This window comes from Roseibium sp. 10G30-5 (assembly GCF_055809635.1).
This window is the reverse complement of record NZ_CM147918.1, coordinates 2438538-2460516: the sequence shown is the minus strand read 5'-3', so window position 1 is coordinate 2460516 and position 21979 is coordinate 2438538. Positions and strand designations below refer to the sequence as shown.

General features: G+C 56.2%; 20 protein-coding genes, 1 tRNA gene and 1 pseudogene. 11 read left to right on the top strand and 11 right to left on the bottom strand.

All coding sequences use genetic code 11. The features are described 5' to 3' along the window. Window positions 1-104 precede the first annotated feature (104 nt). Both gyrB and AC0L7U_RS12465 read left to right on the top strand, forming a co-directional pair. Window positions 105-2558, top strand: a complete 2454-nt coding sequence (gyrB, locus tag AC0L7U_RS12470; protein ID WP_473691095.1) for a DNA topoisomerase (ATP-hydrolyzing) subunit B — start codon at window positions 105-107, stop codon at window positions 2556-2558. 579 nt (window positions 2559-3137) lie between these two features. Beyond that, window positions 3138-3214: transfer RNA gene (locus AC0L7U_RS12465), tRNA-Arg, on the top strand. A 380-nt stretch (window positions 3215-3594) separates the two neighbouring features. Here the strand turns inward: AC0L7U_RS12465 and AC0L7U_RS12460 are convergent. The 9 genes from AC0L7U_RS12460 to AC0L7U_RS12420 form a co-directional block, all read right to left on the bottom strand. Further along, on the bottom strand, window positions 3595-4659 hold the full coding sequence (locus tag AC0L7U_RS12460; protein WP_473691093.1) for an ABC transporter ATP-binding protein: 1065 nt from the start codon (window positions 4657-4659) through the stop codon (window positions 3595-3597). Between the two features lie 11 nt (window positions 4660-4670). After that, window positions 4671-5498 carry a hypothetical protein gene (locus tag AC0L7U_RS12455; RefSeq protein WP_473691091.1) on the bottom strand — a complete coding sequence of 276 codons (828 nt, stop codon included), beginning with the start codon at window positions 5496-5498 and terminating at the stop codon, window positions 4671-4673. Window positions 5499-5613: 115 nt separating this feature from the next. Further along, entirely contained in the window at window positions 5614-6762 is a 1149-nt protein-coding gene (locus AC0L7U_RS12450; RefSeq protein ID WP_473691090.1) for an ADP-ribosylglycohydrolase family protein, read from the bottom strand. 13 nt (window positions 6763-6775) lie between these two features. Then, entirely contained in the window at window positions 6776-7372 is a 597-nt protein-coding gene (locus AC0L7U_RS12445; RefSeq protein WP_473691088.1) for a carbohydrate ABC transporter permease, read from the bottom strand. A gap of 234 nt (window positions 7373-7606) precedes the next feature. Then, window positions 7607-8167 carry a carbohydrate ABC transporter permease gene (locus tag AC0L7U_RS12440; RefSeq protein WP_473691087.1) on the bottom strand — a complete coding sequence of 187 codons (561 nt, stop codon included), beginning with the start codon at window positions 8165-8167 and terminating at the stop codon, window positions 7607-7609. Then, the gene (locus AC0L7U_RS12435; RefSeq protein ID WP_473691085.1) at window positions 8164-8499 is read right to left on the bottom strand and encodes a carbohydrate ABC transporter permease; all 336 of its coding nucleotides are present in this window, start codon (window positions 8497-8499) and stop codon (window positions 8164-8166) included. The genes AC0L7U_RS12440 and AC0L7U_RS12435 overlap by 4 nt, the downstream gene beginning before the upstream one ends. 55 nt (window positions 8500-8554) lie before the next feature. After that, window positions 8555-9127, bottom strand: a complete 573-nt coding sequence (locus tag AC0L7U_RS12430) for an extracellular solute-binding protein (RefSeq protein WP_473695795.1) — start codon at window positions 9125-9127, stop codon at window positions 8555-8557. After that, a complete protein-coding gene (locus AC0L7U_RS12425) occupies window positions 9124-9858 on the bottom strand; it encodes an ABC transporter substrate-binding protein (RefSeq protein ID WP_473691083.1) in 735 nt (244 codons plus the stop codon). Before AC0L7U_RS12425 ends, AC0L7U_RS12430 begins: the two co-directional genes overlap by 4 nt. A 27-nt stretch (window positions 9859-9885) precedes the next feature. Continuing rightward, window positions 9886-10905: a LacI family DNA-binding transcriptional regulator gene (locus tag AC0L7U_RS12420; RefSeq protein ID WP_473691081.1), complete on the bottom strand. Its 1020-nt coding sequence runs from the start codon at window positions 10903-10905 to the stop codon at window positions 9886-9888. A 305-nt stretch (window positions 10906-11210) separates the two neighbouring features. Between AC0L7U_RS12420 and AC0L7U_RS12415 the strand changes: the two genes are divergently transcribed. From AC0L7U_RS12415 to AC0L7U_RS12385, 7 genes and pseudogenes are all read left to right on the top strand, one after another. Then, complete coding sequence (locus AC0L7U_RS12415) at window positions 11211-12263, top strand: LacI family DNA-binding transcriptional regulator (protein WP_473691079.1); 1053 nt, start codon at window positions 11211-11213, stop codon at window positions 12261-12263. Between the two features lie 27 nt (window positions 12264-12290). Beyond that, a complete protein-coding gene (locus AC0L7U_RS12410) occupies window positions 12291-13562 on the top strand; it encodes an ABC transporter substrate-binding protein (RefSeq protein WP_473691077.1) in 1272 nt (423 codons plus the stop codon). A 79-nt stretch (window positions 13563-13641) separates the two neighbouring features. Continuing rightward, on the top strand, window positions 13642-14487 hold the full coding sequence (locus AC0L7U_RS12405) for a carbohydrate ABC transporter permease (RefSeq protein WP_473691075.1): 846 nt from the start codon (window positions 13642-13644) through the stop codon (window positions 14485-14487). Next, window positions 14484-15304 (top strand): annotated as a pseudogene (locus AC0L7U_RS12400) (carbohydrate ABC transporter permease). Before AC0L7U_RS12405 ends, AC0L7U_RS12400 begins: the two are co-directional and overlap by 4 nt. Before the next feature lie 8 nt (window positions 15305-15312). After that, the gene (locus tag AC0L7U_RS12395) at window positions 15313-16353 is read left to right on the top strand and encodes an ABC transporter ATP-binding protein (protein WP_473691073.1); all 1041 of its coding nucleotides are present in this window, start codon (window positions 15313-15315) and stop codon (window positions 16351-16353) included. Between the two features lie 13 nt (window positions 16354-16366). After that, window positions 16367-17650 (top strand): amylo-alpha-1,6-glucosidase, encoded by a 1284-nt coding sequence (locus AC0L7U_RS12390; RefSeq protein WP_473691071.1) that lies wholly within the window; start codon window positions 16367-16369, stop codon window positions 17648-17650. 73 nt (window positions 17651-17723) lie between these two features. Beyond that, window positions 17724-19025: a glycerate kinase type-2 family protein gene (locus AC0L7U_RS12385; protein WP_473691069.1), complete on the top strand. Its 1302-nt coding sequence runs from the start codon at window positions 17724-17726 to the stop codon at window positions 19023-19025. A gap of 94 nt (window positions 19026-19119) precedes the next feature. Here AC0L7U_RS12385 and AC0L7U_RS12380 read toward each other — a convergent pair whose 3' ends face one another. Beyond that, window positions 19120-19638, bottom strand: coding sequence for a hypothetical protein (locus AC0L7U_RS12380; RefSeq protein ID WP_473691067.1), 519 nt, complete (start codon window positions 19636-19638; stop codon window positions 19120-19122). A 248-nt stretch (window positions 19639-19886) separates the two neighbouring features. Continuing rightward, complete coding sequence (locus tag AC0L7U_RS12375) at window positions 19887-20567, bottom strand: TetR/AcrR family transcriptional regulator (RefSeq protein ID WP_473691065.1); 681 nt, start codon at window positions 20565-20567, stop codon at window positions 19887-19889. A gap of 248 nt (window positions 20568-20815) precedes the next feature. On the opposite strand from AC0L7U_RS12375, the gene AC0L7U_RS12370 reads away from it, so the two are divergent. Together AC0L7U_RS12370 and AC0L7U_RS12365 are read left to right on the top strand one after the other, a co-directional pair. Next, window positions 20816-21043: a hypothetical protein gene (locus tag AC0L7U_RS12370; protein ID WP_473691063.1), complete on the top strand. Its 228-nt coding sequence runs from the start codon at window positions 20816-20818 to the stop codon at window positions 21041-21043. Continuing rightward, window positions 20988-21974 (top strand): efflux RND transporter periplasmic adaptor subunit, encoded by a 987-nt coding sequence (locus tag AC0L7U_RS12365; protein WP_473691061.1) that lies wholly within the window; start codon window positions 20988-20990, stop codon window positions 21972-21974. Before AC0L7U_RS12370 ends, AC0L7U_RS12365 begins: the two co-directional genes overlap by 56 nt. The last annotated feature ends 5 nt before the right edge of the window (window positions 21975-21979 follow it).

Below are 21979 nucleotides of genomic sequence, written 5' to 3'. Positions count from 1 at the left end.
AGATCAGCGGTTTCTCCACGGGGTCTCCGTTCCTGCGGTTGAACCCGCTGTCGAACACCGTATAACAGAACATTACTGCAAAGATCGACTGGTGACTGATTCGCATGAGCGACACTTCAATGTCCGAACCTTCCGAACCCAATTCTCCTGACGCATCGGCCGAATATGGTGCCGATTCCATCAAGGTGCTCAAGGGACTTGACGCTGTCCGAAAAAGACCCGGAATGTATATCGGCGATACCGATGACGGGTCCGGTCTGCATCACATGGTCTACGAGGTGGTCGACAATGCCATCGACGAAGCCCTTGCCGGGCATGCCGACCGCGTTACCGTTACGCTGAACGCAGACGGATCAGTGACCGTCTCCGATAACGGGCGTGGTATTCCAACGGATATGCACACCGAGGAAGGCGTCTCTGCGGCCGAAGTCATCATGACTCAGTTGCACGCGGGCGGAAAGTTCGATCAGAACTCCTACAAGGTTTCCGGCGGCTTGCACGGCGTGGGTGTTTCGGTGGTGAATGCCTTGTCCACAACGCTTGATCTGCGCATCTGGCGTAATGACAAGGAACACTTCATGCGCTTCAGCCACGGCGATGCCGTAGCGCCGCTTGAAGTTGTCGGCTCGGCCAACGGCCAAAAAGGCACTCAGGTGACCTTTACGCCTTCGCCCGAGACCTTCACCAGGATCGAATTCGATTTCGACACACTGGAGCACCGCCTGCGCGAGCTGGCCTTCCTGAACTCTGGTGTCTTTATCATCCTGACTGACAACCGCGGCGTCGAAGAGCGCGTTGAGGAGTTGCACTACGAAGGCGGCCTGGAAGCCTTCGTTCGCTTCCTGGACCGCGCCAAGCGTCCGCTGATTGATGCTCCAATTGTCGTGCGCTCTGAGCGCGACGGCATCACCGTGGAAGCCGCTCTGTGGTGGAACGACAGCTACCACGAACAGGTTCTCTGTTTCACCAACAACATTCCGCAGCGCGATGGCGGCACACATCTGGCGGGCTTCCGCGCGTCACTGACGCGCCAAATCACAGGCTACGCTGAAAGCTCCGGCCTTTTGAAGCGCGAAAAGGTCAGCCTCACCGGCGACGACTGCCGTGAAGGGCTGTCCTGTGTGCTTTCCGTCAAGGTGCCGGACCCCAAGTTCTCGTCCCAGACGAAGGACAAGCTGGTTTCGTCCGAAGTGCGCCCGGTCGTGGAAAATCTGATCTCAAGCGCGCTATCGGATTGGCTGGAAGAAAATCCAGGCCCTGCAAAGGCTGTCACCTCCAAAGTGGTGGAAGCCGCCACAGCACGCGAGGCCGCCCGCAAGGCGCGCGATCTGACCCGGCGCAAAGGCGCGCTCGACATTGCCTCTCTCCCCGGCAAGCTGGCCGACTGTCAGGAGCGCGATGCCACCAAAGCCGAACTCTTCCTGGTGGAGGGCGATTCCGCTGGCGGGTCTGCAAAACAGGGACGTCACCGCAAAAACCAGGCCGTGCTGCCCCTGCGCGGCAAGATCCTCAATGTAGAACGCGCTCGCTTCGACAAGATGCTGTCGTCCAATGAAATCGGCACATTGATCACAGCGCTTGGCACGGGGATTGGCAAAGAGGAATTCAATCTGGAAAAGCTGCGCTATCACAAGATCATCATCATGACGGATGCTGATGTCGATGGCGCCCACATCCGGACTTTGCTGCTGACGTTTTTCTATCGTCAGATGCCCGCCTTGGTCGAGAATGGCTACATCTACATTGCCCAGCCTCCGCTCTACAAGGTGAAGCGCGGGCAGTCCGAGCAATATCTGAAGGATCAGGCCGCCCTCGAAAACTATCTGATTGCCACCGGTACGGAAGATGCCTCGCTGACCCTTGCAACGGGCGAAGTGCGCACCGGTGAAGACATGCGGCTCACCATCGTGACGGCACGCACCATCTCAGGTATCTTTGATGGCCTACATTCGCGCTACAACCGCGATGTCGTTGAGCAAGCCGCTATTGCCGGGGCACTTAACCCGGAGAGCCTTGCCAATCCCGAGAAAGCTCAGGAAGTTGCCGATTATGTCGCGCGTCGTCTTGATATTCTGGCCGATGAATTCGAACGCGGCTGGGTTGGTGATATTCGGGAAGACGGCAGCTTGCAGTTCACCCGCACAGTGCGTGGTGTGAAGGAAGTCGCCTTCATCGATCAGGCATTGCTGGATTCCTCAGATGCCCGCCGTCTCAACGGCCATGCGGACCATCTGAATGAAGTCTATGGCAAAGCCGCCGAGCTGAGGCGCAAAGACACGCGCCATGACATTCGGGGCCCCCGCGCCCTGCTGCAACAGATCTTCACTTTCGGCCAAAAGGGCATCTCCATGCAGCGTTACAAGGGTCTGGGTGAGATGAACCCGGAACAGCTTTGGGAAACCACGCTTGACCCCAACGCCCGCTCGCTCTTGCAAGTAAAACTACGCGAAGCAGATGATGCCGATGATATTTTTACTAAGCTGATGGGCGACGAAGTCGATCCACGTCGCGAGTTCATCCAGGAAAATGCCCTGAATGTCTCCAATTTGGACATCTAAGTAAGAATACTTATTTCATTCTTGAGAGAAGGCCGGACACCCCATGTGTCCGGCCTTCTCATTTGGTAAATCGACTCCAAACGCATTGGCCTTTTCATACAGGACATTTTCAGAAGTAATTTTTTATGAGTGTTTATAGGTAGTTATCCATATCTGCCCAAAATCATCCAGATATAAACCACACGGGCTCACGCAGCGTAGATCTGGCCGATCCAGCATGAATTCCAATGAGTCCGCATTTAGTAAATCAAAAAATAATATAGGTCGCAGTGATGACAAAAAGCGCCCAATTCAGTACAGTACACGCCATGGTCGATGGGGCCATGTGCACAAAGACTTTAACGCATGGGCTGCAAGGCTCGTGCGTTTTTTTTCGTTCAAACCTCTAAAGTCCGCAGGATTTTGAAATATTATTGCCGAAAAGCATCCCCATCAGCACAACCATGTCGTCACAAGACGCACAACAACCCGCTCTGTGACCTGAGGCCCACACAATCTGTCCAAAATCGAAGAAACCAATTGAAGCCTCAGGTTTGATCCGCTATTTGTCACGCATTGTGATCAAAGAGATCCAATCATGCACCCGTAGCTCAGCTGGATAGAGCGCTGCCCTCCGAAGGCAGAGGCCACAGGTTCGAATCCTGTCGGGTGCACCAAGTTTCTTGCATAAAATTAGCATCTTACCCAACTCGACTAATGTCTCATCCAGGGCATTCTTCGCAGTATGTACAAGAAATGCCTGATTTTCCTGCTTTCCTCCTACAGCCAAGTCTGCATTGCGAATAGCTGCGGTTGCTTCGGGAGCCGGCTCGTGAGTGAGCATCGGGCGTTTTGGGATGTGAAGCGAAGCTGCAATGGTTACAGCGGTTGAGTTGTGATGGGGATTTGAGCGACAGCGACAGGTCCGTAGCGCTTTATCTCATCACCACACACATGAACGGCCACACCGAGAAAGCATGGCCGTCCTATCAAACAATTGCCAACGCAACTGGCAAGAGCACCTCGCCCCTCGTTTGCCCGTGCCCCGACTATGCAGTCACTCCTCGAAGCGTTGGCCGGTATCGGCGTCGAAAAGATGCACTGCGCCTCGGTCGAGGTTGAGACCCAGGGTGTCACCAATGGAAAAATCCGGACGATCCCTGAGGACAATCGAGATTGTCATATCGTGCAGCTTGAACTCCACGAAGGTCTCAGAACCGGTTGGCTCAATGTTCTCGACAGTCGCCATGATGCCGGACTGCCTTGAGAGCCAGATTTCTTCGGGACGCTTGCCGACCTGCACCTTCTGCCCTGGCCGTACCGTATTTGTCTGAACCTGAAGGCCTGTGCGTTCTCCGGACTGAAGCACGAGCTCCCCGTTATCCATCACCGCCGAAAACAGATTCATCGACGGCGAACCGATGAATTGGGCAACAAACGCATTGGCCGGTCGGTCATACAGGTCAAGAGGCGACCCTATTTGCTCGATATGACCGGCCTGCATGACGACAATGCGGTCTGCCATTGTCATCGCTTCAATCTGGTCATGCGTGACATAAATCATGGTCGTGCCCAAACGGCGATGCAAGGCCTTGATCTCCCCACGCATCTGAACGCGAAGTTTGGCATCAAGGTTTGAAAGAGGTTCGTCGAACAGGAAAACCTGAGGATTTCGCACGATGGAACGACCCATCGCGACGCGCTGGCGTTGCCCACCAGACAGCGCTTTGGGCTTGCGATCCAACAGCGGCGTCAAGCCGAGTATTTCGGCGGCAGCGTGAACTGTCCGCTTTTTCTCGGCTTTGTCCGCCCCCGCAAGTGTCAGTGAGAAAGCCATATTCTCCTCAACCGTCATATGCGGATAAAGCGCATAATTCTGAAACACCATGGAGATGTCCCGACTCTTGGGCGGCAGATCATTGACAACGCGTTCGCCAATTGAAATGTGGCCACCGGAAATATCTTCAAGCCCTGCAATCATCCTCAGAAGTGTCGATTTCCCGCACCCCGAAGGTCCAACAAGCACGACGAACTCGCCATCGTTGATCGCTGCATTGATGCCGTGGATGACTTCCATGCCACCGTAGGCCTTGATGAGGTTGTCTATCGTTACACTGGCCATGGCGTCTCTCCTCACGCTTGCCCTACGCGAATGAACCGCGCAGACAGGGCTCCTTCATGCACCAGAAGACCGGCGGCGCCACCGGCAAAGGTCTTGTCCTGTGTTTCGACCGAGACAGAGCCGATCGTCGCACTCAAATGATCTCCCTTCGCCGTTACAACGAGCGTGAAGCCGGTTTCAAATTCTAGCGCCATGGGGGTCGACGCAAGCACGGTTTCCGTCTCGTCCTTGCGCAGGACAAGGTCGAGGGACCCATCTCGCGTGACACGTGCGAGGTAATAGCGACGCTGTCCCTCCGCCCGGAAGACCAGCCCACCATAATTTCCAAGATGAAACATCAGATCCGCTTCCACACGGTAGTCACGCCAATCTCGGCCACCCTGCATGATCAACCCCTCTCCGCGGTCCTGACTGATGCGGAAGTCCTGCGGAAAATTCTTCGAGAAGAAATGAACATTGCTGACCCAGGCCTTGCGCCAGAAATCGCCAGCCCCTTCGGGTCGGCGGAATGTCACCTGCGGACACCCGCTCCACGACACTTCTTCCAGAAAAACACATCCGTCAGCACGGCCGGATGCACAGGTCAGTACCACGCCAATCTCCGCAATGGGTTGGAAGTGCGTTTCAGGCACAACCCACTCCAGTGAAACGCTGCGCCCTGAGTGCAGACCTACAGGTGCAGCCTGATCCAGATCGACCAGACTGTCACTGCCGTCGTAATGGCGAAGACGTAATTTCACATCAATGTTGGACGTCAGCGCTTTGTCTGCGCGCAAAACGGCTCTCACCGTTTGCCCGGCGTGAAGGCGCGGGCTTGCCATCAAGTCATAAGTCCGCATGTCTTTCACGTCCTGCGGTGTAAAGACAGGCGTTGTGACAACGGCTTCGCGACCGGCGGCCAAGGCGGAAAAATCAAGCTTCAGAGCACTTCCTGTGCCGCTTATTCGAAAATCATCAATGGATGTTGCTGTGTTGCGAACCTGAAACCCTTGAACCGACCCTTAGCAACGAAAAATGGAACTGTGCACCATTTTTAGGAGGTTTCTCTTCTTTCTCACCCGCAAGTTTCCGCCCAATATTGGCCAGCCACAACGCAATTTCCACGGCGTCTGTGATTGAGCGGCCACCATCAGCGGTCGATATGTAAAGCCGGTCGGCAACAGGCCCGCGCCAATCCGGCCCAGCCTCAAGACCTTCGAGACCAAGCATGATGCCGTGCAGACACCCGAGATTGCCCGCGTTGCAGTCTGTGTCCCATCCGGATGTGTTGACGATCATCTGGCCGCGCTGGAAGTCATCGGGGGCATGCAAAAGCGCCATGATCATCACCGCATGATTGGGGATCACATGGCAGTTGCCCGGATATCGGTCATAGCCATAATTGTCCTCGATCTTTTGGCGGGTTGCTTCCCAGTCGTCATTGCCAGACGTCCACTGTCGCAGATCCGCGATCAGCTTCGCGATCAGGCTGTCCTCTGGAATGAACGACAGGCCCTTGTCGATCAGATGGTTCACATCCTTGCTGACAAAGGCTTCTGCTTCCATTGCCGCCCAAAGAATGGCTGCGTTGACCGCCTCTCCGTCATGACTGACCGTCGCGGCGGCCCGGGCTAGCTTTGCAGCCTGAGCGGGACTGCCGGGCGACACCAGCGCCCAGCCATCAATAAAGATCTGCGCGCCGATCTGTTCGGCAACCGTCCTGCCGTTCACCGCGATGGACCCGGAGGCAGGGGCTGCGATCCCTTTGGCCAGATTGAGCCAGGCGGTGTGTTCCGTTGAATTTCCCGAGCCGCCCCACCACAAGATCGAACGCTCCTCGATAATGTAGTTCAGCCAGGCGCGACCAATGTCCTCCGACGACAGGTCGGCCGATGCTTCATAATCATCGAGGGCGCGCGGAAAGGTGAACGTTCCAGCCACATCATCATCGGTGACCACCAGCGGCTCCCCGAGACGGTCATGAACGTAATAGGTGATCGGCCCGAGCTTTTCGAGAATGTCCTTGTAGCGCCAGTTTTCGAAAGGACGGCCAAGATAAACACCGATCAGCTTGCCCAGAACACCTGCGTATACCCGGTTCGTGTAGTCATTAGGAATAGTCATGAAACGCTCCTTGTCAGCCCTTTACCGAGCCGCCAGCCATGCCTTCGATGAAGCGACGCTGCAGCAACAGGAAAAGGACCACGATAGGTAGAATGATGATCAACGCCGCAGCCATGATCTCGCCCCAGTCGGAGCTGTACTGGCCGGACAGAAGAAAGAAGGAAACAACTGCCGTCAAACGGTCCTGACCCTGCAGGAAGGTTGTCGCAATCAGAAACTCGTTCCAGGAATACAGTCCGATGATCAGAGCCACGGTCAGAATTCCAGGAGAGACGATGGGTAGGAAGACCCGGCGAAAAACCTGCCAGTGTGTCGCTCCATCAATAAGGGCGGCCTCTTCCAGTTCGCGCGGAACCGCGAGGAAATACGTCCGTAAAAGCATGATGGCGAAGGGCGAATAGACCGCCGTATAGATGAAGGCGACCGCGATCGGATTGTTAATGAGACCGAGCCGGGCGAACCCAAAGTAGAGCGGAAACAGGAAAAGCTGGATGGGAGCTGTCGTGCTGGCGAGCAGATAGAACGTCAGGATCTTCCAGGATTTGATTTTCCGGCGGGCAAGCACGTAGGCAGTCAAAGACCCTGTGGTGCAGACCAGAAAGATCGTCATGCCGGTCAGCAAAGCTGAGTTCAGAAGCGTCCGACCGAAGTTTGCATCGCTCCAGGCACGGGTGAAATTGTCCCACCGAAACTGCGAGGGCTAAGGCCAGCGGGTTCTGGACGATCTGTGCCGATGGCTTGAGGGAATTCAGAACCAGAAGAACAATCGGGAACAAGGTGATGATCAGCAAGATGCCGAGCGTCAGATAAACGAGTGTCAGCGTGACACGACTTTCGGTCATTCTCATTGGTCGAACTCCCTCGCTTGCGATCGAATGTAAAATACGGTTGCAGCAAGCCCGAAAAGACTGATTACCACCGAGATGGCAGCAGCCTTGCCAACGGCCAGATTGTAGAAAGCCGACCGATAGGCAAAGGTCGACAGGACCTCGGAGGAATAGGCCGGACCGCCCTGCGTCAGGATGTAGACAAAGTCAAACACCAGGAAGGACCAGATCACGGTCATGATCATCATCAGCGTGATAGTCGGCTTGATGCCTGGCAAAAGGACATAGCGGATCATCTGCGGAAACGTCGCGCCCTCAACACGGGCCGCTTCGATTTGCTCCTGTGGCACCTGTCGCAGGGCGGCAAAGAAGATCACACACAGAAAGCCCCACCAGTGCCAAAGGTCGACGACGGCGATGCCGTAAAGCGCGGTCGAGGCATGGGTGAGCGGATTGGTAACATCAAATCCCGTGCGCTGAAGCAGCCCGGTAATGCCTGTGACCGGCGAATAAATCATCCCCTGCCACACGCGACCGGTAATGGCTGTGGCAATCACGACGGGCAAAAAATAGATCACCTGAAGTAGCTGGTCCCCCGGCGAGCAACCAACATCATCGTTGCCGCAAGCAATCCCATGGCAATCGGGATCGTCAGGAAGATGAGCGTCCAGATAATGTTATTGGTCAGAGCCGTCCAGAAGACGCTGTCGTTCCACAGATCCTGGAAGTTGGCCAGACCCACGAAGACCGGCGAACTGATGCCATCCCATTCAAAAAATGCCAAGAAAACCGTCAGCAATGCGGGTATGGCGATAATGACGAGATTGATCAGAAATGTCGGCAGCACATAGAGGCGATGCATGACGTATCCCTGCCGGACCTGAACGGCCCGGTTCTGTCTGAAATTCAATGAAGGTCATCTCCGGACGAGCGCACGCGGCCCGTCCGGAAGACCCGTTTCAGTCTCAGCGCTTCGGCACGGCTGGAACCTTGCCTGCCTTCAATTCCTTCTGGAAGGTGGCGTTCAGCTTGGTCAGAAACTCTTTCGGCGTTGTCCGCTTGAGCCAGACCTCTTCGATGCCATTGATCAGGAAGTTGTCTGTGGCAGGCGGCAGGAACGTCCAGGTCGTGTAGCCGTAATTCCCCTCGTTTACCGAGTTGGAAAGCTGCTTCATGGTGCTGGTAAACAGCGGTGTCACATTCGACGCCATCTTCACGCCGGACAGGTCTTTCAGCGGAATGTTCCACTCGCCCTGCCAAGCGGAGTTCATTTCGCCGTAAACTTTCGGCGTGAAGATGAAGTTGATTGCAGCGGCAGCCCCATCCTTGTTTCGCGCCTTGGCGCCGATCGAGAAGGTCGACCCTACGCCCAAGGGAAAGACAGGTGGGCCGCTTACGCTTGGGAACCCGACGAAACCTGCCTCGGAATGATCCTTCTCGGCATAGGTCGCAACGTTCTGAAACTGCCACGTTCCGCTTGGCATCATACCCGCACGGCCGGACGCCATCAGATCCGCCACCTGCTCACTGCTGGTCAGAGAGAAATAATTCTTGCCGAAATAGCCCTTCTGCCACCATTGGCCCAGACGGGTGATCGCCTTTTGAAAAGGCTCTGCCGTCCAGGAATCTCGCCACGCAACGCCTTGTTCAGGTTGTCGGGCCCGGCAATCGCGTTCAGCGCCAGCGTGACGAACCATTCATTGGCGCCGCGCCAGTCGGCATTGCCTGCTGCAAATGGAATGATGCCAGCCTTGAGCATCTTGTCGGCAAGAGCCTCCAACTCATCCAGTGACTTGGGCGGTTGCCATCCATTCTTTTCAAACAACGTTTTATTGTAAAAGAGACCAAGCGTTTCATACGTTTTCGGCAACGCATAGAGCTTGCCATTGTATTGGCCCATCTGAAGGAAAACAGGCAGGATCTTCTTGTCCCATCCATATTTTGCAGCATATTGATCCAGCGGGGCCAACTGACCCGCTTGCGCCATAGGGGCAACATAGCTGGGGCCAGGCGTATACACGACATCCGGTCCATTGCCGGAAAGCATGGCAACGCGAAGCTGCTTGTCGAGCTCGTTGCCACGGTAATCGACCCTCAGATCGTATTTCGTGTCTTGCGTGTTGAACGGATCAACGATGTACTGCGCAATCAGTTTCTGCTGCGCTGGGGTTGCCTGTTCATACCACCAAGTCACGCGCTCCTGTGCGGCGGCAGCGTGAACCATTCCTCCCAGAATGGCTGCAGCCGCCAAAAGTCTGACCTTAATCATCTCCACTCCTCCCATTGAGGACCCCAGCTAACGCGCCGGAGCCGAAACAGATTCCCGATTGATAATTTCAAACGGCATTTCCTCCGTGCGCCCCTGTCCAGTGCGGGTATTGTCCAGCCTGTCCAGAAGCACTTCTGCCGCTCGAGCGCCTATTTTTTCCTGAAATTGAGCGACAGTTGTCAGTGCCGGCGTTACAAGCGCCGACGCTAGAATGTTATCGAAGCCGGCCACCGAAATATCATCGGGAATGACAATCCCGCGCTCGGTCAGCCCCTGCATGACGCCGATCGACATGAGATCATTCGCGGCGATTACCGCTGTTGCGCGTAACGGACCGGCCGCAAGGCGATCAGCGACCGCGCGCCCTGCCTCCAGAGTAAAACTTGAGGCCTCAACGACAATGGGTTCGATCCCCGCATCGGTCATGGCATTCAGATAGCCCTGCAACCGCACACGTTGCGGACCACCGGGAACCGTCACCATCGCAATTCGCTGGTGACCAAACTCCAGCAAGCGCTTGGTCAGGGCGCAGGCCGCAGCCTCATTATCGATGAAAAGATCATCGATCAGCAGTTCTCCGCCCTGCTTGCGTGTCACTTCGACCCGGACAACAGGAACATGAAGTTTGGTCAAGGGGGCCATATCGCGCGCCGTGACCTTGAAAAAGACACCGACAATACCGTCGTAACGACCGTGTTGCGCGGCCTGCAAAACCTGGGTTTCATTCTCGACGAGCCCTTCGGTGTCCACGGTCACCACTTCATATCCCGCAACCCGCGCGATTTTCTGAACCGCAACGACGAGGGAGGGATAAAAAGGGTTCGCCAGATCGGGCACAACGCAGGCAATAACGTGGGTCCGGTTGGTGCGCAGGGCCTGTGCAAATCGATTGGGTTGATAACCAAGATCGGCAATCGCCTGCTCAATTCTCTCGGCCGTTTCCGGCGCGACCTTGCTTCCTCCGCCATTGAGAACGAGCGACACTGTCGCCTGAGCGACATTCGCTCTTTCTGCAACATCCCGTTGTGTCACCCGACGCTTTTTCATTCAAAACCTCTGATCGATACGTATCGACATACTCATTGATACGTATCGATCCGTCAACACAGATTTTCAATTCTAAATGTGCAACATGGGCTCAATCGCAATTTCACGCTGTAAATAACTGAGATTCGAAGTGAATTTTCCGCCGTCCGGCTCGCTCTTGCGGCCCATCTCATTTCTCAGACCAAGGTGGTCTCATTGAAGCCTTGTGAAACAGTCGGCTCCGCAGGTTTCCCAAATTCTCTTGATCAGTCATCCAAAACGTTTTAGGACTCTTAAAAATCGCTCCCAAAACGTTTTGGAAAAAAATGAGCAAGCGACGAACCCTAAAAGAGTTGGCTGAAGCCGCCGAGGTGTCTATCACGACTGCCTCGCGGGCATTGGCTGACTATGACGATGTGTCACCGCGCACGCGTAAACGTGTGCGTGAGCTGGCTCACAAAATTGGTTATGTGCCGAACATGGCCGGGCGGATGCTTGTCTCGGGGCGCACGGGGTTCGTTGGCCTTGTATTGCCGGTTCGGGGACCGAATTTTGTTGATAGCTTTCTGGGCGATTTCGTCACGGGCCTTGGGGAAGGCCTCGTGGAGCACGGCTCGGATCTGTTCATTGCGGCGGCCTCTCAGGGGCAAACCGAAATGGAAGTTCTTGAGCATGTTGTACGGGCCGGGCGTGCGGACGGCATCGTTCTCACTCGTATCGCGGAACAAGATCCGCGCGTGAGGTTCCTGATCGAGCAGCACGTGCCCTTCGTCGCCCATGGTCGTATGGAAGCACCTGAGCCGTTTTCCTGGCTCGACACGGATGGAGCTGCTGCTTTTTCGGAAGCTTTCCAATTGCTTCACGGTCTAGGACACCGCTCGTTCGGCCTCGTTTCCATTGCCGAACGCATGAGCTTTCGACTGCACCGTGAACAAGGTGTCAGGCAGGCCATGACGGCCCTCTCTGACCCTTCGGTCACCCTTGCGGAACTGCATATGCCGCGCTTCGATACGCAAGCGTGCCGCGCCGCCATCCGAGATCTTTTGCAGAAGCCGGATCGTCCAACCGCATTTCTGGCGCTGTTTGATGAGCTTGGGCTGATGGTGATGCAGGAGGCTTATGCGCTCAATCTGCGGGTGCCTCAAGATATCTCGGTCATAGGATTCGATAATCTGCCGACGACAGCGTTTTCAACGCCCGGCCTTACAACCTTCGACCAATCAACGCGCGACAGCGCGCGACAAATTGCCGGAATGCTGGTGACACAACTGCGCGACCAGAGCGCGCAGCCGCCATCAGCCTTGCTGCAAGCCGTGCTGGTGGAGCGCGGCAGTCACGGCCCTGCCCCCGAACGTCCGCAGGCTGGCGCCATCATGTGACACTTAATTCAACCATGGGAGGAAGACATGAAAAATTCAATCAAAGGATTATGCACGGCGGTTGGCGCCTTGTTGGTGATGGCCAATGCCCCGGCCCAGGCAGACGTTCTGTTCTGGTCCACGCAGGCCAAACCGGTAGAAGAAACGCAGGCCATGCGCTCCAATGTTCTGGGCAGCTTTCAGGACAAAGTGAACTACCAGGCCAATGATCAGGGGCCGTGGATCACCCGTTTGCAGGCTGAACTCAGCGCGGGCAAGGGAACCATTGATGTGCTGGGCGGCCTGAACGGAGAACTCAGCTCCGTCGCTGACGGTCTGGCGGATTTGTCCAAGATCGATCTTGGTGATGTCAAGGTAAAGCCATCCTTCATGAAGCTTGGCACGCTCAACACCGATCAGCAGAAATACATCCCCTGGATGCAGGCCACCTACATTATGGCGGCCAACAAGAAGGCCCTGAAATATCTGCCGAAAGGGGCGGATATCAACGCACTCACCTACGATCAGCTGATCGCCTGGGCAAAGACTCTGGCGGAAAAAACGGGAGGGCCGAAAATGGGCTTCCCAGCGGGTCCAAAAGGTCTGATGCACCGCTTCCTGGAGGGGTATCTCTATCCTTCTTACACGCATTCCATGGTGACGAAATTCAATTCACCCGAAGCTGTCACCGCATGGACGAAGCTAAAAGAACTCTGGAAATACACCAACCCGGCCTCGACCAGTTATGCCTTCATGCAGGACCCGCTTCAGTCTGGGCAAGTATGGGTTGCCTTCGATCACACGGCGCGTCTGGCCGATGCCTTCAACAAGCATCCGGATGACTTCGTTGCCTTTCCGGCTCCGGCCGGGCCCGCAGGACGTGGCTTCATGCCTGTGATCGCGGGGCTGGCCATTCCGAAAACGGGTCCGGACAAGGCAAAGGCCGAAGCGCTGATCAAGTACATGTTACAGCCGAAGACACAGATTGCCACGCTGAAAGCCACAAGCTTTTTCCCCGTGACAAACGTTAAGCTGCCGTCTGACATGCCTGCTTCGGTCAAGATGTCGGGCGCTGCCATTTCCCAGATGAGCGGTGCCAAGGATGCTCTGCCTGCCCTGTTGCCGGTCGGTCTGGGCAAGCTCGGCGGTCAGTTCAACCATATCTTCCTCGACAGCTTCCAACGCATCGTTTTGGCCGGCCAGCCAATCAAGGAGGTGTTGAAGGATGAGGCTGGTGCCATGCGCCGCATTATCGATAAGTCGAAGGCGCCATGCTGGGCCCCGGATAAGCCATCCAAAGGTGCCTGCCCGGTCGATTGATCGAGACAATCTCATCCTGTTCATAAGGGGGTGGCCCGCCGGGCCATCCCGCTCCGTCATTCCTTTTCCGGAGACCCCCATGTCCAATCGTGGACTGCCCTATTTTTTATTGGCCCCCGCCACGCTGTTTCTGGGCATCTTTTTCATCTACCCGTTCATTCTGGTCGCCTGGGAGGCAATCAGTGGGCCGGGCGGGCTGACACTGGCGCACTTCCAGACGATGGTTGACTACTGGAAGTTCCCTGTCGCTCTGCGTAACACGGTCATTCTGGCCGTCGCCGTTGTCCCGATCCAAACTGTTCTCGCCCTGACGATGGCGGTTCTCGTGACCAAATTGCGGCGGGGCCGGGACATCGCGCTTTATATCTTCACCATTCCGCTGGGTATTTCCGACCTGGCAGCAGGGCTTATCTGGCTGGCGATATTTGATCAGACCGGGTTTCTGAATTCGGCCCTGCATGCAATTGGCTTGCAGCAGCAACCGGAAATCTGGCTCGGCTACCAACACCCCTGGATCATCTTTGTTGCCGTCATGATTGCTGAGATTTGGCGGGCGACTGCCATCATGCTGGTCATTCTTGTTGCCGGACTGGGCTTGATCCCGAAGGAATACGGCGAAGCAGCTGAGGTCTTTGGCGCCTCGCCATGGCAGCGGTTTCGCAAGGTGACATTGCCGCTTCTGCGCCCCTCTCTTCAAACAGCCCTCATTTTGCGAACCATTCTGGCGTTTGAGGTCTTTGCAGTGGTGGCAACGCTTGGCGGCACCAATTTCCCCGTTCTCATGGGGCAAGTCTATTCGTGGCAGTTCTCCATGCAGGATACGCATGTGGCGGCTGCACTTGCCATTGTGATTCTGGCTATTTCCGTCGGTTTCACGCTTGTCTTCTTGCGCCTTCTGCGCGTACCAAAAGGGGCTGGGCTATGAGCAATACAGCAACTTTAAAACGCCGTGGCCGCCGGCTGACAGGAGCCGCCGTCCTGCTGCTATGTGCCTGGGTCATCGGTCCGATCTACCTTCTCTTCCTCAACGCCCTATCCTCGCCGGAAGCCGTCAACGCCTTTCCAAAGGCCTGGATTCCGAGCTTCGATCTGGAAAGCCTGAAGTTTTTCGCCGGCTTCGATGGCGTGGCCTGGGCTCTTTGGAATTCGATCCTGACGGCGACCATCACAATGGTCCTGTCGATCGGCTTCGGCGCGCCGGCAGGCTACGCTCTGTCCCGCTTCGAATTTCGTGGCAAAACGAGCTTCCGTGTTCTGGTCCTGATGACCCGAGCCTTTCCATTGCCATTGCTTGCACTGCCTCTGGCCGTTCTGTTTCTGCGTATCGGGATCGACGACACCCCCTTCGGTCTGGCCCTCGTGCACACGACACTGGCCTTGCCCTTTGCCGTATTGATCACCTTTTCGCTCTTTTCAGGCATTCCGCTGGAGCTGGAAGAAGCCGCCTGGACGATGGGTTGCACACGCTGGCAAGGGTTTCGCAAGGTGATCTTACCGCTGGTGTTGCCGGGCATTGCCGCCTCCGCGATCTTCGCCTTCGTCATTTCGTGGAATGAGGTTTTCGCAGCCTCTGTGCTCACGGTCCAGAATCGCACACTCACCGCGTTTCTTCTGACCAGTCTTGATGTGTCGCCACTGCCGTTGAAGTTCGCCGGGGGGCCGTTCTCGTGCTGCCCGCGCTGATCTTCATTTTTGCGGTGCGCAAATATCTCTTCGCGATGTGGGGCATCGCCAACCGATAGGAGCCGTCATGGCTGAAATCATCCTCAAGGGTGTCGCCAAGAAATTTGGCGCCTTCACTGCTCTGCACTCCGTCGACATGACGATTGCGGATCAGGAGTTCATGGTCCTGCTTGGTGCTTCGGGCTGCGGCAAGACCACTCTGCTGCGGATCATTGCCGGGCTTGAAACCGCCAGCGAGGGCGAAGTTTGGATCGGTGACCGGCGAATCGATCACTTGCCACCACGCGACCGTGGCATCGCCATGGTCTTTCAGAATTACGCAGTGTTTCCGCATCTGACGGTGTTCGAAAACATTGCCTTCGGCTTACGTATGCAAAAAATGCCACACGCTGAAGTCGAGCGCCGCGTCCATCGAACTGCGGAACTGATGCACATCGAACAGTTGCTGAAACGATATTCCGGCCAGCTCTCGGGCGGACAACGGCAACGTGTAGCTGTTGCTCGCGCCCTTGCCATGGAACCGGACGTCATTCTGATGGATGAGCCGTTGTCCAATCTCGACGCCCTGCTGCGTCTGGAAATGCGAGCCGAGCTGAAAGGCGTGTTGGCCGAATCCAGGACCACCACGATCTACGTGACGCACGACCAGGTGGAGGCCATGAGCCTGGCAGACCGGATCTCGGTCGTGCATGGCGGCAAGATCCTTCAGTCCTCCGATCCAATTTCCGTCTACAGCAATCCGGCGGCCCGATTTGTGGGCTCCTTCATTGGCAATCCGCCGATGAATTTCCTGCCGGCGGAACCGCAGGGCGATCACTGGAAGGTCGCAGGCACGACCATGTCTGGCCCCTCGGCAAGCACGCCTTTGGAATTTGCCATCCGTCCAGAAGACTTGCATCTGGCCGAAGACGGACTGCCCGCGACCGTAAAAATTGTCGAGCCTCTTGGCCCGCACCTTCTGGTGACTTGCGACGTCGATGGGCATTCCTTCCGTGCCGTACTGGACAACAACACGAAAGTCGCCGCTGGCGACACAATCAAACTGGCCCCTGTCGAGGGCCGGTGCCGCTGGTTTGACGCTGAAAACGGGCTTGCCGTACCAGCCTGAAAGGACATCTGAAATGCACTCTGACACTCTAGAGCTGGCGGCGGCGGCGAAAGCTATTCTGCGCGAGAACGACCGTGGCGACTACACGGTGCCGACGAAGGGCCTTTATCCCTTTCAATGGAACTGGGACAGTTGTCTGACAGCGCTGGGCCTTGCCCGTCTCGACCAAGATCGGGCCTGGCGGGAGATTGAAACACTGTTTGCCCATCAATGGCCAGACGGCATGGTTCCTCACATCATCTTTCACAAGGACGATGAGGGGTATTTCCCCGGCCCGAGTGTCTGGCAAACAGGCCACCCTGTCGCCACGTCCGGGATTACCCAGCCGCCTGTCGCAGGATTTGCGGTTCGCCGTCTCTTCGACCGCGCCACCGACAAAAGTGAAGCAAACCGCCGGGCAAGTGGCCTGGTCGCCGCCATTGACCGCTGGCACGACTGGTTTTTCAGGGCGCGCGACCCGCAGGGAGAAGGGCTTGTTGCGATCCTGCACCCGTGGGAATCTGGTCGCGACAATTCCATTGATTGGGACATTGCTTTCGAACGCGTCCCCACAGAGGGCATTTCAGCATATCAGAGACGCGATCTGGATCACGCGGACGCCTCCATGCGCCCAACGAAAGAACAATATGATCGCTACCTTTGGCTGGTTGAACATTTCCGCAGCCTTGGATGGGACAACAGCAAGCTGCACGACGCCTCACCGTTCCGGGTCATTGACCCGGGTTTCAACGCCATTCTCATCCGGTCCTGCCAGGATCTGGCTGTCGTGGCGGACGCGATAGGGGAAGCCGAAATCGCAGCCCGCAATCGGGCTTGGGCTGCGGTGGGACTTGCCGCCATGGAAACGCTTTGGAGCGAGCTCCATGGCCAGTATGTCTGCAAGGACCGTGTGAGCGGAGAGCTTGTTGCCAGCGCTTCCTCGGGCGGGCTGATGGCGGCTTTTGCCCCCTTACCCACGGAACGGTTGCGCGGATTGGCGAAGAAGGTCGAGGCGCTGGCCGTTCGCAGCAAGTATCTCGTGCCAAGCCACGACCCGGAAGACAGCCGCTTCGATGCCCGTCGCTACTGGCGTGGTCCCGTCTGGCTTATCGTCAATTTCATGATTGCGGATGGGCTGATGACCGCTGCACCGGACACGGCCGAGAAAATCAAATCCTCATCTCTGGATCTGATCCGCACCGGCGGCTTTGCTGAATACTACGATCCCACGGACGGAACCCCGTGTGGTGGCGGCAGCTTCACCTGGACCGCAGCGATGGTTCTGGAATTCCTGGACGCGGAAAAGACGCCTGCCTGATGCGTCTGCATGAGGCTGTGGCGATACCGTGGTACTGTCACAGCTCTTCTCTTTCTCGATTTGAGGCAAAATCATGCTGTTTCCCGGCCCGGCCCAGCCTGCAACGTTTCTCCGCAGTCTTTTCGAGAAGGCTGTCGAAGTTGCAGATCCCATGCGCTCTATGACAAGCCAGTTACCACCCAAACCGGCCGGCCGCGTCGTGGTCGTGGGAGCGGGAAAAGCCAGCGCACGAATGGCTGAAGCCGTGGAAGCCGCCTGGGGACCATGCGAAGGCCTCGTCATCACCCGTTATGGGTATGCCCGCCCCTGTACAGGTATTGAAATCGTCGAAGCCTCACATCCAGTCCCTGACGAAGCCGGTGTTCAGGCCACGTTACGAATACTAGATCTTCTCGACAGTCTGGGCGAAAATGATTTTGTACTTGCCCTGATTTCCGGAGGCGCTTCGTCCCTTCTTGTCGCACCGTCCGCAGGCATCAGTCTCGAAGACAAGAAAGCTGTCAATGCAGCCCTGCTTGCCAGTGGTGCCCCCATCGGCAAGATGAACCGTCTGCGCAAGCATCTCAGCCGCGTCAAGGGCGGACAGTTGGCGGCCTCAGCCTATCCAGCCCGCATGCTGACGTTAATGATCTCCGATGTTCCGGGCGACGATCCCGCCTCCATAGGATCAGGGCCGACTGTAGGCGAAGCCTCAACAAGCACCGATGCTCGCCAAATCGTTACAGAGTATGCGCTCGACCTGCCAAACTCCGTGCGCTCTGCACTTGACCGCTCAACGGGCGTTATCGCTCCCGATAACCCGCGCCTGTCACGCGTTGAGAACCGGATCATCGCTGCCCCATCACAATCTCTGGACGCCGCCGCAGAACTGGCACGCAAAGCTGGATGCACTGTCCATGTTCTGGGCGACACCCTGGAAGGAGAAGCGCGTGACGTTGCTTACAGTCAGGCGCAACAGGCTATCGAAATTTCAGACCACCTGGTCGCCGGGGACCTGCCTCAACTGATTCTTTCCGGTGGGGAACTGACCGTGACACGGCGTGGAGACGGGACGGGAGGGCCAAATGCGGAGTTCTGTCTGGCTCTCGCCCTGGCACTCGACGGAAAACCCGGCATTCATGCCCTCGCCTGCGACACCGATGGCGTGGATGGAGGAGCGGAAGTCGCCGGTGCGGTTATCGGTCCCGACACCCTTTCCAACGCGAACAAACTCGGTCTGGATCTCAAGAAACACCTGGCCGCCAATGACGCTCACACCGTTTTCGGCCTATTGAACGCACAGGTCATTACAGGACCCACCCTGACGAATATCAATGACTTCCGCGCCATTCTCATTCTGCCAGATACGGCTTCCAAGACAGCGTCGGTCAAATAGTATGCTCCTCTGAACCCAAGTGGCATACCCACGACCCGGACGACAACCTAATCTGAGCACCGATGCCCAATCTCCGTTTGAAACGGCAAACAGGTCACTCTCCACAGGTTGCTGGAACCGCATCCTTCGCTGGACCTGTCACCTTGCGTAAATCGCCCTTGGCAATATGGGTTGGTTGGAACGGAGGTGCCGCCTGGACGTCCGGATTGACTTGCCGCAAGGTATAACACCCTGCATAAGTTGTTTCCGTACCGCCCGCGCTGACACTTCGCAATGCAACCGGCACATAAAAATATTCGCTGCCAGCGGCCCCTTCAGATGTCATCTGGCCGATGAAAACCCGCACATGCTTTGTAGACTTGAAGCCTTGCTCAAAAGCCTTGTAGGGCTGAACATTCGGACTATTGCCCCAATAGGAATAGGCACGCACCAATTGCTGCATATTGATTGCGTTGTAGTAGGATTGAAGAACCGCAGTCGGAGTTGACCTGTCATCCCGAAAGGGAGGCATCTTCGTAGCGGCAGCAAGTGCCGGCAGGCAGGAAAACACAACAACTCCGCTAGCAATAAGGTTCATGATCACCGGGCGCTTTGTCTGAAAAACATTCGTCATCAGGCTATTCCTCGACATGCTGGATAGAAGAAACGGGCGCGACAGCAGTCACTTGCAACGCACCATCTGTCAGAAACCGACCACATGAATGTGCTCCAAGGTTGACAGCAGGCACGCCGCCGAAGGGCCATCCGCGATGGCGGGCTTTCCGCATGTCGAAGCACACTGTCAGGCAGCATCTCCGCCAGACTAATGCCCGACATTCTTCGCCCGAAAACGAAGGGCCCCTGATCTAGATCACAATTCCCTCAACCCGCTCTCAGGTTATCAGAGAAGTGCTCACGCTTCACGATTTCGTCAACCGGCAACACTCCACGAACAAAGAAACGAATGCACTCGCGGGTGTAGGAGGCACGGTCCAACTCTGGCAACATTGGGTTGCGCCCCACGTGGGGCACCAGACAGAGACCAAACATCAGGTCGAGCAGAAAATTGGCGCTGCGACGCGGATCATCGATAGCAATACGCCCCTTATCCTTTTGAGCCTCAAGCCATTGAGCGATAAGACAATGAATCTTGGTGCCTATTTGCTCGTAAAGCAATTGGTCCAGTTCCGGATTGCTTTGTGCCTCCATAACGAAAAGCTGCATCAGGCAGGCATGCTCGCCGAATTCCTCGTCGTCCCGATCGATGCGCATAATTTGCGCGATCGCCTCTTCTACAGGCAGATGATCATAATTGCCGGGAAGGGCAATAATACCACGGGCTTGTTGCAACAGGATCGCTGCAAACAAATCCTGCTTGGACGGGAAAAGGCGGTACAGGGTGCGCTTGGAAATACCACAGGCAGCAGCCACCAGACTCATGGTTGTGCCATCATACTGTTTTTTATAGAAAATTTGCAAAGCTTGATGAATAATCCCTGCCTTAAGGGTCTCATCATCAATGGTTTTGGGACGCCCCCTCCCCCGACATTCTCCCAGCTTCACGATACCTCCAACTGGACCTGATAAAGTGGCCCAAAATCTGCTTCTGTCTGCTATTGTCTCCAGGGCATTCCCGGCACCAAAAGACGTTGACGTTTCTACGTGCGCAGAATAATGGTACTGGTGAGTTTTGTAAATGTAACGCTGACGCGAGTGCGCAACAAGATGACAACAATCTTTCGTCCATCACAGAAATCGTCTTTTTTCTGGGCACGAACGGCTCAAACGGCCGAACCCTCCTGACGGCCACGATGATCGCTGTCCTTGCAACCGCGTTTGGCGGCGTGTCCGCTCAGGCACAAAGCAAGCCGAACAAGCCTCAGGTCGGCATCATCGAGCTGCACCCGCAGTCGGTTGCAATCACTGCCGAATTGAACGGTCGCACGACCGCCGCGCTGGACGCAGAAGTTCGCCCGCAGGTCAATGGCATCATCCAGAAGCGCCTGTATCAGGAAGGGTCAGAAGTTAAAGAGGGCTAAGGTTCTCTACAAGATTGATGCGTCCAGCTATAAGGCCGCCTATGATGCCTCCGTCGCGCAGCTTGAGAAAGCAAAGGCCAGTTTGCCAAGTGCCCAAACCAAGCTGGACCGCTATCAAGACCTGATCAAGAAAAACGCCATTTCCAAACAGGATGTTGACGACGCGCGCGCTTCGCTTCTTGAAGCCAAGGCGGATGTCGCCGCGGCTCAGGCCGACGTTGAAACTGCAAAGATCAACTTGCAGCACACTGACATCCGCGCGCCGATCACAGGTCGCATTGCCAAGTCGTCGCTCTCTGTGGGGGCTCTCGTCACATCCGGCCAATCAACTGCACTGACAACGATCCGCAACCTGGACCCGATCTATGTTGACGTGACCCAGTCCAGTACTAATCTTTTGAACTTGCGTAAGGCCGTAAACGAAGGTCGTATCAAGTTGAGCGGCAAGAACGTCAAGGTCAAGCTGCGACTGGAAACCGGCGACATCTATAATCATACAGGCAAGATCGAATTCTCGGAAGCCTTCGTCGATGAAACGACAGGCACCTACACGGTACGGGCCGATTTCCCCAACCCGGAACACCTCCTGCTGCCGGGCATGTATGTCACAGCACTTGTAGAAGAAGGTATTGCCGAGAAATCCTTCCTCGTTCCCCAGCGCGCTGTAGATCGTGATCAGGATGGCAACCCTTACGCCTTCTTCCTGAACAAGGACGGCAAGGTCGAGAAGCGCAAGCTTGAGATCGGGCGTTCCGTTGGCCACAACTGGCTTGTCACAAGCGGCGTTAAGGACGGTGATCAAATCATCGTCGAAGGCAGCATGTTCGTGAGCCCGGGTCAGGAAGCCAACGGCGTAGAAGTCACGATTGACGACAACACGGGCGAGGTTCTGTCTCGCGGTCAAAAAACCCAGAACTCTGACGGAAACTGAACCTG